Origin of the sequence: Bacillus sp. H1a (assembly GCF_000633475.1) — a bacterium.
GTDB classification, from domain to species: Bacteria; Bacillota; Bacilli; order Bacillales; family Bacillaceae_G; genus Bacillus_A; species Bacillus_A paramycoides.
The window spans coordinates 107,452-121,216 of sequence record NZ_AYMH01000018.1 but is presented as its reverse complement, the minus strand read 5'-3'; the positions used below and the strand labels follow the sequence as shown (position 1 = coordinate 121,216).

Sequence of the window (13,765 nt, the reverse complement as noted above, 5' to 3'; positions counted from 1 at the left end):
TTCGACATTCCTCTTGCCAATCCCTTATATGTATAAAAACATGCCAACTGTTACAATAACGAGCACTGGAATACCGAAGACAAATTTACTTTTATGTGTCTTATGATGAAACATATACATACCAATCCAAGCTCCAACCGCTCCTCCAGCTGCAGCTGATAAAAATAACGTACTTTCTGGCGTTCTCCGCTGTTTTTCCTTTGCTTTTCGCTTATCAAGTCCCATCATACTAAATGCTATAACGTTGATAATAATAAAATAAATCCATTTCATTTCTTTCTCTCCCTAAAAAAATTCGCTTTATGTTAACACGAAAATAAGGTGCACACAATTAAAAAATGGCTATAGGTTAAAAATAACCCTTTTTTAACCTACAACCATAATTTTAATGCTTACACTCTATTTCTAATATGACTATGTTTTTTTGCGTATATAAAATAGATAAAAATACCTACAATAACCCAAATTGCAAAACTGATTAAAGTGGTTTTAGAGAGATTTAATGCTAAATATAAACAACTTACTATCGCAAGTATAGGTAAGAATGGAACGAAAGGAGCACGGAACGGTCTTTTCAGATTAGGATGTGTCTTCCTTAATACAATTACAGCTATAGATACAAATATAAACGCTGTTATCGTTCCCACATTCACTAAATTTGCCAACAAATTCAAGTCCAATAAACCTGCTAATAAAGCCGCAAGAATACCCGTAATCCATGTATTAAAAAATGGTGTTTGATAACGTCTATGAACGCTTGAAAATCTTTTTGGTAGCAAGCCATCTCGGCTCATCGAGTAAGATACTCGAACAAATGCAAACATAGCAACTAACAGCACTGTCGTTAAACCAGCTATCGCTCCAACTGATAATAGACCAGCAATTCTATCCTCTCCCACAATACGCAAAGCATATGCAACTGGATCAGCTACATTCAGATCCGTAAACGGAACCATTCCAGTTAACACGAATGAAACACCAACATAAAGAATTGTACAAATACATAAAGAGACAAGTAATCCAATTGGAACGTTACGTTGTGGGCGTTTCACTTCCTCTGCTGCTGTTGCAACTGCATCGAAACCTAAAAAGGCAAAAAATACAGTAGCGGCCCCTCCAATAACACCATGATATCCAAAAGGAAGAAACGGCTGCCAATTCTCTGGCTTTACATATTTCGCTCCTACAATAATAAATACTAAAATAACAGCCAGTTTAATAATAACCATTATATTATTTATACGTGCACTTTCTTTCACACCACGACTTAACAAAAATGTAACAACTAAAATAATAATAACCGCTGGCAAGTCAATAATTCCGCCATTCCCCATCCCTGGTGCTGAAGCAACGATTGCCGGAATATGAATATTAAACCCTAGTAGCAATGATTGGAAATAGGCTGACCATCCCGCCGCCACTGCAGAAGTAGCTAATAAGTACTCTAGCATTACACACCAGCCAACTATAAAAGCAAAAATCTCACCTAATGTCATATACGTATACGAATACACACTTCCTGAGACCGGGACTGTAGATGCAAATTCAGCATAACAAAAGGCTACACATGCACATACAATTGCAGCTAACATAAAAGATAATACAATTGCTGGACCAGCATGTTTCGCTGCTACAATACCTGTTAAAACGAAAATTCCTGTACCGATAATTGCTCCAATTCCTAAAAGAGTTAGGTCAATTGCTCCTAAAGTTTGATTCAATACTTTTTTCTTTTCTTCATCCATTGCTTTCTTTATTAATAAACTCATTTGTAGAAACCTCTTTTTCAAAATTATCCCTTACTCATTACAATCTTTATTACTGTTGCTATTACACATTAATAATATTCATGCTTTACTATCACTCCCTATATAAACTCCACAAATTACACGCTTTAAAATCAGAAAAATCAATCTTCTAAAAACGCGCTTGTTAACAGGCATGTTTTTAGAAGATTGATTGAATTTATCACACGATTAATTATATTGTCAACAATATAATTAATTCACTTAAATTGAATAATTATAAACGTGACGATATTTCGAAATATAAAATACAATTTATAAACAGTGTTATTTTCCATTTTTACACACTTTAAATTATTTGAGGATTAATTTTTATACATCAAATTTAATGGAGATATTGCATACAACTACAATTAAACCAGATAATTCGTTATATTGAAATAATCATTTGGGTTTATAGACTGATCAACTTCCCACGCATTACACACAGTATTTTCACTAAAAAAAAATAAAAAAGCGCAGATTTTCATCTGCACTTTTCATTCTTCCACTTTATTTTCTGCATTGTTATTTTCGATGTGTTCCTTTTGAGCTTCTTCTTGCATCTCTGCTGAAATCATTCCATAATAAATTTCTGGATATAATCCAAATATTTGATATACACTTCCTAAAAACGGCATTGGAATCCCTCTTTTCTAAAGTTGTATTGCCATTCTTAAGGATTCCCTTTTCATTCATTATACATTCGTTTTTGGCACTTCTTCATCGTGAACGTGTAATAAATTTTGCCATTTTTTATAAGGTGCACTATTTGGATCCACATACCCTTTCGCATACGAACGATCCCACAATTGTTTAATAAACATCTCTTTCTCTTTCTTCGCAACCATATCTGCACCCGTTCCATAATAATTTTGGAAATACAGCTCAATTTCATCAAGGAATAGCCTTAACAACTCGTCGGATGTTTCTTCTAGCGTCGGGTCATATTTTGCCTCACGGTCATACATTAAAATCATATCTAAAATATTATGGACGTGCTCTTTACGAAGCCATCTTATATCTTGGGCGCCTAATACAAATGCATGTGTATATAAATGTCCACCTTGTATCATAGCTTTTTCTTGTTCTTCTTCAAATCGTGACAAGATGTTTTCATAAATAAACGGATTATGGAGCAATGCTCTGTGCAATTTATAACTTTCGCTTGATATATTTTTCCCCATCGACTGGATTAAAAAGCTACGCCCGACACCGTTATATTGATACACGAACTGTCCATCAACAGCAACTAAACTAATCCAACGATACATATACGCGTATAGAAGAGCACGATTACACTTATCGTAGTCTAACTTCGTTTGTGTTGCATTCAAGTCTGGCATAAATGCTGGTAAGTGCCAATACTTATCTAAATGCGGCGTCAAACTAGACTTTTTACTATTTAATTTGTTCACACGGCGATAATACGATTGAAAGTAGTCACCTTTATCATTCATAAAACCATTTGCAATATGCCCAGATGAAAGCTTTGGAAAATCTTGTAACGATAATCCGTAATGGGCACGATAACAAATCACTTCAAATGGTGAAAATGCCTCGTTTACCGTATCTTTTTCTTTAAACATTTCTTGCAATAACTCTTCTTGCAATTCTTGTTTTAAAGAAGGGTGTACGCCCCAATATTGTAACTCTCTATGATGAGAAACTTTCGGAACGAACGGACTTGCTAAATGGAAAAGATCTTCAATTTTTTCACGAACGTATTCATCACGATCACGTTTCTTGAAATCTGCTTCTTTTCGCAATGCTTCAACGATATTAAGCTCTAATTTGTCACGATAGCGCACTTGAAGTTCGTCATAACAATAACTCAATATATGTTCACGATAGAAATCTTCAACCTTTTTCGACTGAATTTCTTCAGTTTTTGCATCACGACAATATTCCCCGTACAAACTCATATAAATTTCTGCTGATATATCTTTCGGTAATACACCTAAATTTAAATGTTGCTGCATATCTTGCCAAATCTTTTCTTGCAATTTCTCTTCAGCTAACACATATACATTCGTCGGATTCGTTTTCCCTTCAAATTCTTTACTTCGCTTTTGAATTTCAAACAATAAATTTTCACGTGTTTCTTGTAAATTATCAAAGAATCTTTCCCAATATTGAATCATTTTATCAACCGCCTGATATAGCGATTGGTACACGAGTTCTAACAACATTTCTTTGCGATACTCACTTAATTTGTGTACATATTGCGTTACGATATCTTCAAATTCTTTTTTGAACAAACGCTGCTGATTATAAAACGTTTTCCCAAACCAACCTTGTTGCTGGGCAATTTCAACGCGGCGAACAGCCGTTACAGTTCCATCAATATTACTCACATTAAATTTCTTATCGTAGTTTTGAATTAAATTACGCTTTTGTTCATTATTTTCATGTAGTCGATTCATCTTCTCTACTAACTGCTTACGAATTTCATACAGCATGAAACGTGCTGCTACTGGATGAACAGGATCCGTTTTCTTTAAAAACCATGTATTTAATTGGTAAGACTGTCCCTCTGAGCCACTTGGTGTAAAGCGGTCTGATTCGATCATATCATATAAAAGGGTAGTAACATGCTCATGTACACGGCTCGGAATCGCATAAGCATATAAACGAACCGCATGATCAACTCTCGCTACTTCACCCTTCATTTGTTCCATCATTTTAAGCTTCGCAGCCGATATTTTGCACTCATGCTGCAGGCGGTTTAATTCCTCATCTTTTTGCACTGTACGGTGTACATAACTCTCTACAGCGTCTAAAAACAATTTTGATTTTGCAACACCGAGCTTTCCGCCCTCTGCCCCTTCACGCGTTTCATTGTACATTTGTCTATAAAAAATATGAGCTTGTTCTGGACGAGTAGCAAGATGTTCTAAATCTTCTAAATAACTTTTACCACGCTCCGGCTTTTCGCGCTGCATACCACGTTTTACATCTTGATCGTATCTTTGCTTCTTCTCTTGAAACAGTTGATCTAAATGAAGCCACGATTCATCTAAACCTTGCACCGCCCATTTTAATGCACAATATTTCAAAACATGCTCATACGGATAAATAAGTTTTGCCGTTCCTGCCCCGCAATATCTACCTTTTCCACTTGATTCTGCTAATTGCTGGATTTGATTATCTTCTTGTGCAAAATGACTTGTGGACATCGGACTAAATAACTGTAAATAAATCGTGTTTGCCATTTGCTCCATATAATCCGATAAATTGTGCAAATGGTGCCCATGTAAATTTTCATAATCATATAAGAAACAATAATTATACGGTAAATGATGCTGCTTAATCGTATGATTCGTTCTTCCATCTTCATCCACTTGATCAGGACGATATTCTAATTCGATCGTTACACCGCCGCGTTTTGATAATTCCCCAGTAGACCCGAGCGTAATAGCGTGCAGCTCTTTTAAAGATGCATAGCCGTTCGCTTGCACAGTTTCAAATTCTTTCGCACTAACCGTTCTCGTCTTAACTAAAACATCTGGCATTAAAAATGCACCACGTATTAAAATGTTATGATGCTGCAATTTTTTCCGAAGCATTTCACGTAAATATAATGCGATTTGTAAAAACATCCCTGAACCTGTTCCACCAGCTAGTGACGTTACAATAATAACTCGCACACCATATTCCGTCTGATCGCTTGTAACCGGAAAAATCTTCTCAATTTCTTGCCAAAAAGATGTCAGCTTATCTTCTTTCATCGCTGCACGTAGCGCTAACCGAGAGATAACCCGTAACTGTCCTGCTCCTTCTGTTAACGGTTTATCAAGTATAGTCGGGTCCATCGGGAACCATTCCGGAATCGTTGGATCTCCCGCAATATACTCTCTCGGTGTTTTACTCGAACTCGTTTGCGTCTTAAACTTCCGAATATGATCAAATTTACTCAATGTATTCACATCTGTATCAAATACATGCATCGCTACCTTTTTACGACGCTCCTCAGGTAACTTTTCATAAATTTGATGTGTGACAGTACTACCGATTCCACCTAAGCCAATTAAAATTGTTGGAACTTGTAATGTCATGTGAACCACCTTCCTATTCGTGCTTGTTTGAATAGAAGGATTAAGAGAGCCGAGCCTCCACCGCCCCTCTTATACCCCATCTACTATTCACATTCATACCGGTAAATCTCCTTACCATATCCTCTATCAATTATTAAAATTTCATTTGGATACAATGTTTTATGCTCCATTCCCACTTCTTCCTCTGTAATAAACATCCCGTCAATAATCATCCCAACCACTTGCGATTCTTTCGCTACAAATATAGATTTCGATCCTTTTTTCGCTATTAATGTTACAGATTGCACAGTCTTTCTTTCTGCTCGAAATGGAATGCCAAAATAGTGTTTCCACCATTTATTTCTAAGTAACTCAGGTTCAGATTGGTAAAGCCAATCTTTCGCCACTTCTTGATCCCATTCGTAATATAATAATGCTTTCCGGTGAAACCTCGGACGAACAATCCATCCTAAAATAATAATTCCTACTATTAAAAGTAATAACGTGATAGGAATTACACATTTAAAAATGAGCGCATACTTCTCAAAAAACGGCGCATTTTCAATGTGAAGTGAAATCTTTTCTTTTACTTCTTGTAATTTTGAATCATTGATCGTGATGGTAGCTTCTACGGTGCCTGTATCTGTAAAATTGAATGTGTCGGAGTAATAGGGACGAGGATAAACGTAAATTTGATTACCATGCTGTTTTAATTCGTAGTTGATCGATTGATTAGATGTGACACCAGTAGATTTTAATAGTTTCTTTACAGCCTCTTCTGTCATCGGTTTATCATCTAACTGGGGCTGTAAAATAAATGGTTTACTATTTTCTAGATTTGTTACTTTTTCTTCATAATCTTTCGTAACAGTTTGAAGTGATAATTTCTGTTTTTCAGCTGTATCAATTTTGAATTCTTTCGTCTGCCTATAAAATCCCTTTATATTCATATGAACTTTCCCGCGTACTAACTCTTTTCCAACTTTTATTTCATAATAAAACACATGCCTTTTATCGTCCCACTTCATCGGATATTGTTTCCCGTCTATTTCTACTTCTGCTTCAAAATAAGAAGACTGAATTGGTAGCTCAGTAGGCTTTGCTTCAATAACTGCCGTTACACCTTCGTACATTTTCTCAACAGTTTTTCTATCTTTATCATCTTTGTCATACGTAGAAACAGTATAATTAAGTGCCGGTTCAACAAGTACTTGTAACCCTTCTTTCTCAATGTCTTGATCCACTTCTATCGTATATGTCCCTGGCTTAATCACTTCCTGATTCGCCGTACTTACATGCACTATATTTCCGAATAATTTAGCTTCTTCTGGCGCATGTATGGAAAAAGAAGATTGTAGCTGTAACGGTTTAGAGATTTGCACAACTTGATAGTTAGACAAAGAAGGCAATTGTCGTACAAGTGTCATACGCTTTAATGGAAACGGCGTTGTAATCTCCACTTTTTTTCCAGATATTTTCGTTTTCACAATCGATTCAACAGAAGAAAATGGATCGCGATTTGCAACTAATGCTGCCACTTGATTCACGCTTTTTACAATACCATCCTCTCCACTAGATGGCATCGTAACACCATTTATCTCTTTCTTCCATATTTCTTTAAAAGTATTTAGCTGCTCTTTTTCTTGCTGTCCTAAATCTTCTTCCATCGTTATTAAGACTGGATGTAAAGAAATCTTTTTTAAGTCCATTTCTTTCCTAAACTGTGCTAACTTCTGTGTAATTTGTTCTTTTCCGCCAACCTTATCTTTTTCTAAATCATTAAATGCCCCGTCAGTTAATACAATAAGCCAAAATTCACGTTTCCCATCTATATCCGCTTCCTTTTTTATTGATTGCATTGCCGTTTCTACTGCGCTAAACGGAGTATTTAAATACGTTTTCCACGCTCCAATTCCATCAATTTCTGTTTGCCTTTTATCCTTTGTTAAAGCAATATTTAGCGGATCGTTCGGTCGGCTCATTGGAACGTAAGAAAATTTATCTTTCTCGTCTAATAGTGCAACTAAACTTTGCAAAGCATAATTGGCATACTTCCAGCGATCGTTATTTCTCATGCTGCCCGAATCATCATATACAAGTGAAACGACCCTTTCCTTTGCCTCCTCTCCTTTTGCAAAAGTCCAAAAAGGATGTAACCATATAAATAGAAAAATCATGAATGTGGCACAAATTCGAATTTTCATGATGAGGCTTCGCCACCTTTGTAGACAAATTCCTATGTTTAAATTTATGAGAGGAAACAAGATATATGACTTGTATTTTAGGACAACAGTTCACAACAATAACATTATGTAATACGAGTTAAAATATTCCATTTTATATTTCGAGTTTTTTCCTTATTATATTTCCGAAATAACACATAGCTTTCATACTTTTCCCCTTATAAATTCCACCATTAAAGTTTGATTTTCTACTCAATACAAAAAATAAAGAGCACGCTACTACTAGCGCGCTCTTTATTTCTTCACATATACTTCAACAATCGGATTTTCCTTCTGATCTGCATGTAAACGTATATTCTCTTCACCCGCATTATAAATGCTAGCTAACAGCATAACCGTTAACAAATTAGGTATCTTCGCATCGCTTCCATATTTTCTTTCAAGTGCTTCCTTATATTCAAAATCTAAATCACCCTGCACATATGTATATACCTCAAAACCATCTTCCAAATTACAAACTACTGTATCTATAATATCCGCCCCGACTTGTTTCTTCATTTCACCTCGCAATGCTTCTATAAATTCTTCCCAAGGAACTTCGTACGTCTGAAATTGATCTGTAGATTTCATTTCATTTCCTCCTCACTATATATCCTTTTCATATATTTCCCCTTTCTTATAACAATTATAATAGGTAGGTCATTCATACAAGCCGCACTTGTCCCCCTTACATATCGTATTACTGTAATGCGAAGGAGGAAAGAACATGCATAGACAAAAATGTTATGACACATGCCAACGTTATTTCGGAAAAGTGGTTCGAATTGAAGATCTTGATGGTCGTATCCATTTAGGAAAAATAATAGACGTGACAAATGATTCTGTTTGGATCGAGCCAGTACAAAGGCGTTCACCTTTTGATACAGGATTTGGATACAATGACGCATATTCAGACGGTGGTTGTGATATTTGTGGCGGTCTTAGTAGATGTGACAGCTGCGGCTTCGGATTTGGCGATAGCTGGGGCGGCGGTGGTTGCGGCGGTGGTGGTTGTGGCTGGGGCTTTGAACTCGGATTTGGTTTTATTTTTGGAATTACTTTGGCTGCATTATTTTTCATCTAACATAGTAAAGAGTTGACTATCTTTAGCCAACTCTTTTTTCTATTTTTCACATATAAAAATACGATGTCCTAAAATATGTTGATACATAAGCAGTACTTGTTCGTGTTGCACCCACGCCTCATACAATTCTTCTGGAATAAACGGTGACACATTCCACTCCGGCTCTTCCATATGTCCTGCAACTGTTTCTGCAATGGTACCGCCACCCGCAATTGTAATTTTTTTAAAATTTGCTGCTTTAAATAAATGAATCCACTCATTCTCAGTTAATAATTCTTTCATCCCATATAATTGTACGATTTTTTCTTCCTCTTTTTTCTCAATATGGCTTTCGATAATCATTTCAATGACAACAAGCTTTCCATCCTGCTGCAATACACGATAACATTCCGGAATAACCTGTTCTTTATTCGTAAAAGCGAGTATAGATTCTCCGAGTACAAGCTCAAATGAATCACTTAAACATGGTAGCCATTCTACATTTCCTTGAATCAATTGTATATTCAATCCTTCAAACAACCATCTATCTTTCGCTTTTTGAATCATAATTTCATTTTTTTCAACCGCTGTTACTTTATAACCAAATGCTTTTGTCATATACGCCGCTGTTTTCCCCGTGCCGCAACCTATCTCAAGAACATTCGCTCCATGTCTAAGTGGCAATTGAGAGAGCAATTGTTTCGTTAGCGTGAAACCACCAGGATGGGCACTCCCTATTCCGTAATAAGCTAGAAAATCGATGTACGTATTTCGTTTCATGAGATTCTCCTTTAAATTTTCTATAATACATATATTCATCCATAAACAAATGGTGCGCGTAAAAAAAAGCATTCCCAAGTGCTATACCGCAACTTGAAAATGCTTTTTTCTTTTACTATTTCTCTTCTACATACGCCCATTTGAAACTATATTCCGGACTAATATTATGTTTCACAATTCCCTTTACATTTGGCTTCATAACATATGATCTACCACTTTGATATAAAGGTACGAGCGCTACATCTTCTTCAAGTAACAATTTCTCTGCCTTCCCTAACTCTGTCCAACGTTTTTTTGCATCAGCCATCCATTCTGTCTTACTTTTATTAATAATGTCATCATATTTTGAACTTGAGTAGCTCATCTGGTTCTGAGAATTTTTTGTTTCAAACATATCAAGATACGTCATTGGATCCGCATAATCTGGATTCCAGCCGCCATATGAAAAATCATAATCTTGGTCTGATTCTAATTTTAGTTTTTGCTTAAATGGCTGAAGTTTAATATTTACTGTTACACCTTTTAAATTCTTTTCAATTTGATCTTTTACATACTCCCCAACTTTTTTCGCATTACCAGTATCATAATTTAATAGCTCTATTGTCACTTGATCTTTTCCAAGTTCTTTTTTCGCTTCTTCCCAAGCTGCTGCTGCCTTTTTCGAGTCTTGTTTTAAACCGTTCTTGAATGTTTCTGCGAAATCTTTACCGTCTGGTCCACTTGCTAAACCTTTTGGTACTAAGTAATCAACTGGTTTTGAACCGTCATTTAAAATGACATTAGTTAAACCCTTTTTATCAATTGATAATGCAATTGCTTCACGTAATTTTTTGCTCTTTAACGGTGTATCTTGCCCACCACGTTTTTGATTTAAACGTAAGTAAAACGTACTTGTTTCCGAATATGCACCAAACTCCTCTTTATTGTTTCTATACTTATCAACAAATTCCCCTGATAAAAGTGCGAAATCAATTGCACTTGTATCATATAAATTCACTCTAGTAGCCCCTTCTTTTACTACACTATAATTAATTTCTTCTAATTTTACTGTCTTTTTGTCCCAATACTGATCATTTTTCTTTAATTTCCAGCCTTGCTCATGTTTCCAATCAGTTAGCACAAATGGACCATTATAAAGTGTTGTATCAGACTCTAAACCGAATTTCTTCCCTTGTTCTTTTACAAACTTTTCATTTAATGGATAGTATGAAGCGAATGCCATTAAATTCAAGAAATATGGTACTGGTCTTTCTAGTTCAACTTCAAGGGTGTAATCATCCACCGCTTTTACACCTAATGTAGAAACTTCTGCTTTCCCTTGATTAATTGCTTCTGCATTTTTAAGATAGTATGCAATAAATGCATACTCAGCAGCTGTGTTTGGGTCTACTAAGCGTTGCCATGCAAATACAAAATCTTTCGCTGTTACAGAATCACCATTTGACCATTTTGCATCTTTCCGTAATTTGAATGTATATTTTTTACCATCCTCACTTTTTGTACTAGATTCCGCTACAGCTGGGATTGGCTTATTATCTTTATCAAGACGATATAAACCTTCCATTGTGTTCCCTAAAATTTGTGAGCCAAGTGTATCTGTATTTTTTGAAGTATCCATCGTTGGAATTTCATTCGTTTCTGTACGATTCATTACTTGTTTTGCCGCATATTTAATATCAGATTTTTTCTCTTCCCCATTATTAGACGTCGTAGTCGTTTTCTTCTCCCCACCAGAAGATCCAGAACACGCTGTTAACGCCATACTCATCGCTAGCACTGGCGCTACAACCGCCGTAAACTTTTTCATCTTTTTCTTCATTCTTGTACCCTCCCCAATTATATGTACGTTACTAACTTTGAGAGATTTCTTTTTAAACTAAATTAATAGAAAATTCTTACTAATTATCATTCTACTAATTTTTCTTAATTTGTAAAGAGTTTTTATGAATATTCCGAATAATTAATTTATTCATCACGATAACTATCTATTACTACTATACGAATTCTCCCACATCTACTATATGTAAGTACCACTTTTCTTATTCTTCTCTATTTATTTAAATTTAATTGAATAGTAAAAGAGCGTTTTAAAAATAAATAATCTACTTTTAAAACGCTCTTTCTTATTATTTCCCTTCCGTTACATAAGCCCACTTAAAGCTATATTCTGGACTGATGTTATGTTTCACAATGCCTTTAACATTCGGTTTCATTACATAAGCTCTTCCTGTTTGATATAAAGGTACTAATCCAGCATCTTCTTCAAGGAATAATTTTTCTGCTTTTCCTAACGTTTCCCAACGCTTCTTCGCATCTCCCATTAATTCATTACCTGCTTTTCCTACCATTTCATCGTATTTTGGATTTGAATAACTCATTTGGTTGTATGGGCTCTTCGATTCAAACATATCAATAAATGTCATTGGATCTGCATAGTCAGGACTCCAACCTGCATAAGAAATTTCATAATCTTGCGCAGTCTCTAATTTTAACTTCTGTTTGAACGGCTGAATTTTCGTATTAATCGTTACACCTTTTAAATTTTTCTCAATTTGATCTTTAACATAATCAGCAATCTTTTTCGCAGTTCCATCATCATAGCTTAGTAATTCAATTGTAACTTGATCTTTTCCAAGTTCCTTTTTCGCTGCTTCCCAGGCTGCTGCGCCTTTTTTCGGATCATATTTCAGACCATTTTTAAATGTATCTTGGTAATCTTTACCGTCAGGTCCTGTTGCAAGCCCTTTCGGAACCAATTGATCCGTTGCTTTTGATCCATTATTTAAAATTACATTCGCCAATCCTTTTTTATCAACTGATAATGCAATTGCTTCACGAAGTTTTTTGCTCTTTAACGGTGTATCTTGTCCGTTACGCTTTTGATTTAAACGTAAGAAGAATGTACTTGATTCTGCATACTCACCGTATTCATCTTTATTCGATTTATATTTATCTACGAATTCTCCTGATAGTAATGTAAAGTCAATCGATCCTGTATCATATAAATTTACTTTTGTAGCTACTTCTTTTACAACACTGTAATTAATTTCTTCTAATTTCACAGTCTTGTTATCCCAATACTTATCATTTTTCTTCAACTGCCATCCTTGTTCATGTTTCCATGAAGACATAACGAACGGCCCGTTATACACTGTTGTATCCGCTTCCAAACCGTACTTATCTCCTTTTTCTTTTACGAATTTTTCATTTAACGGATAATATGACGGGAATGCTAGTAAATTTAAGAAGTACGGTACTGGTTTTTCTAATTCTACTTCTAGCGTGTAATCATCTACCGCCTTTGCTCCTAATTCAGTTGCAGGTTTTTCTCCTTTATTGATTGCTTCTGCATTTTTAAGATAGTAAGCGATAAATGCATATTCTGCAGCTGTGTTTTTATCAAGTAAGCGTTGCCATGCAAACACGAAATCTTTCGCTGTTACAGGATCACCATTCGACCATTTCGCATCTTTGCGCAGTTTAAATGTATATTTTTTGCCATCCTCACTTTTCGTACTAGATTCTGCCGCAGCCGGGATTGGCTTATTATCTTTATCAAGACGATATAAACCTTCCATCGTATTCCCTAAAATTTGTGCCCCTAACGTATCTGTAGATTTAGAAGTATCCATCGTCGGAATTTCTTGGTTTTCTGTACGATTTAAAACTTGCTTCGCAGCATATTTAATATCTGACTTTTTTTCGTCCCCACCACTAGACGTCGTAGTCGTTTTCTTCTCCCCGCCAGATCCAGAACACGCAGTCAACGCCATGCTCATTGCTAATACTGGCGCTACAACCGCCGTGAACTTTTTCATCTTTTTCTTCATTCTTGTACCCTCCCCAATTATATGTACGAAACTAATTTTGATAGACTTT

10 protein-coding genes are annotated in these 13,765 nt (G+C 35.5%); 1 reads left to right on the top strand and 9 read right to left on the bottom strand.

All coding sequences use genetic code 11. The features are described from left to right. Window positions 1–24: 24 nt before the first annotated feature. From U860_RS0107990 to U860_RS0107965, 6 genes are all read right to left on the bottom strand, one after another. Window positions 25–273, bottom strand: a complete 249-nt coding sequence (locus U860_RS0107990; RefSeq protein ID WP_025148100.1) for a DUF1294 domain-containing protein — start codon at window positions 271–273, stop codon at window positions 25–27. 119 nt (window positions 274–392) lie between these two features. Then, window positions 393–1,769 carry an amino acid permease gene (locus U860_RS0107985; RefSeq protein WP_002172859.1) on the bottom strand — a complete coding sequence of 459 codons (1,377 nt, stop codon included), beginning with the start codon at window positions 1,767–1,769 and terminating at the stop codon, window positions 393–395. A 515-nt stretch (window positions 1,770–2,284) separates the two neighbouring features. Further along, on the bottom strand, window positions 2,285–2,425 hold the full coding sequence (locus U860_RS0107980; protein WP_002172860.1) for a hypothetical protein: 141 nt from the start codon (window positions 2,423–2,425) through the stop codon (window positions 2,285–2,287). A gap of 57 nt (window positions 2,426–2,482) precedes the next feature. After that, window positions 2,483–5,842, bottom strand: coding sequence for a tubulin-like doman-containing protein (locus U860_RS0107975; protein WP_025148099.1), 3,360 nt, complete (start codon window positions 5,840–5,842; stop codon window positions 2,483–2,485). 83 nt (window positions 5,843–5,925) lie between these two features. Beyond that, window positions 5,926–8,025, bottom strand: coding sequence for a vWA domain-containing protein (locus tag U860_RS0107970; protein ID WP_025148098.1), 2,100 nt, complete (start codon window positions 8,023–8,025; stop codon window positions 5,926–5,928). A 273-nt stretch (window positions 8,026–8,298) separates the two neighbouring features. Then, complete coding sequence (locus U860_RS0107965) at window positions 8,299–8,634, bottom strand: hypothetical protein (protein ID WP_002172863.1); 336 nt, start codon at window positions 8,632–8,634, stop codon at window positions 8,299–8,301. Window positions 8,635–8,770: 136 nt separating this feature from the next. Between U860_RS0107965 and U860_RS0107955 the strand changes: the two genes are divergently transcribed. Next, window positions 8,771–9,127 (top strand): hypothetical protein, encoded by a 357-nt coding sequence (locus U860_RS0107955; protein WP_025148097.1) that lies wholly within the window; start codon window positions 8,771–8,773, stop codon window positions 9,125–9,127. A gap of 39 nt (window positions 9,128–9,166) precedes the next feature. Here the strand turns inward: U860_RS0107955 and U860_RS0107950 are convergent, their stop codons facing one another. From U860_RS0107950 to U860_RS0107940, 3 genes are all read right to left on the bottom strand, one after another. After that, window positions 9,167–9,886, bottom strand: coding sequence for a class I SAM-dependent methyltransferase (locus tag U860_RS0107950; RefSeq protein ID WP_025148096.1), 720 nt, complete (start codon window positions 9,884–9,886; stop codon window positions 9,167–9,169). 115 nt (window positions 9,887–10,001) lie between these two features. After that, entirely contained in the window at window positions 10,002–11,705 is a 1,704-nt protein-coding gene (locus tag U860_RS0107945) for a peptide ABC transporter substrate-binding protein (protein WP_025148095.1), read from the bottom strand. A gap of 307 nt (window positions 11,706–12,012) precedes the next feature. After that, window positions 12,013–13,716, bottom strand: coding sequence for a peptide ABC transporter substrate-binding protein (locus U860_RS0107940; protein ID WP_025148094.1), 1,704 nt, complete (start codon window positions 13,714–13,716; stop codon window positions 12,013–12,015). Between the last annotated feature and the right edge of the window lie 49 nt (window positions 13,717–13,765).

What these genes read in the sequence shown, in the direction of transcription:
- U860_RS0107970 (WP_025148098.1), bottom strand. Translation starts at nt 8,025, where the DNA reads ATGAAAATTCGAATTTGTGCCACATTCATGATTTTTCTATTTATATGG.
- U860_RS0107975 (WP_025148099.1), bottom strand. Translation starts at nt 5,842, where the DNA reads ATGACATTACAAGTTCCAACAATTTTAATTGGCTTAGGTGGAATCGGT.
- U860_RS0107955 (WP_025148097.1), top strand. Translation starts at nt 8,771, where the DNA reads ATGCATAGACAAAAATGTTATGACACATGCCAACGTTATTTCGGAAAA.
- U860_RS0107990 (WP_025148100.1), bottom strand. Translation starts at nt 273, where the DNA reads ATGAAATGGATTTATTTTATTATTATCAACGTTATAGCATTTAGTATG.
- U860_RS0107940 (WP_025148094.1), bottom strand. Translation starts at nt 13,716, where the DNA reads ATGAAGAAAAAGATGAAAAAGTTCACGGCGGTTGTAGCGCCAGTATTA.
- U860_RS0107965 (WP_002172863.1), bottom strand. Translation starts at nt 8,634, where the DNA reads ATGAAATCTACAGATCAATTTCAGACGTACGAAGTTCCTTGGGAAGAA.
- U860_RS0107945 (WP_025148095.1), bottom strand. Translation starts at nt 11,705, where the DNA reads ATGAAGAAAAAGATGAAAAAGTTTACGGCGGTTGTAGCGCCAGTGCTA.
- U860_RS0107985 (WP_002172859.1), bottom strand. Translation starts at nt 1,769, where the DNA reads ATGAGTTTATTAATAAAGAAAGCAATGGATGAAGAAAAGAAAAAAGTA.
- U860_RS0107980 (WP_002172860.1), bottom strand. Translation starts at nt 2,425, where the DNA reads ATGCCGTTTTTAGGAAGTGTATATCAAATATTTGGATTATATCCAGAA.
- U860_RS0107950 (WP_025148096.1), bottom strand. Translation starts at nt 9,886, where the DNA reads ATGAAACGAAATACGTACATCGATTTTCTAGCTTATTACGGAATAGGG.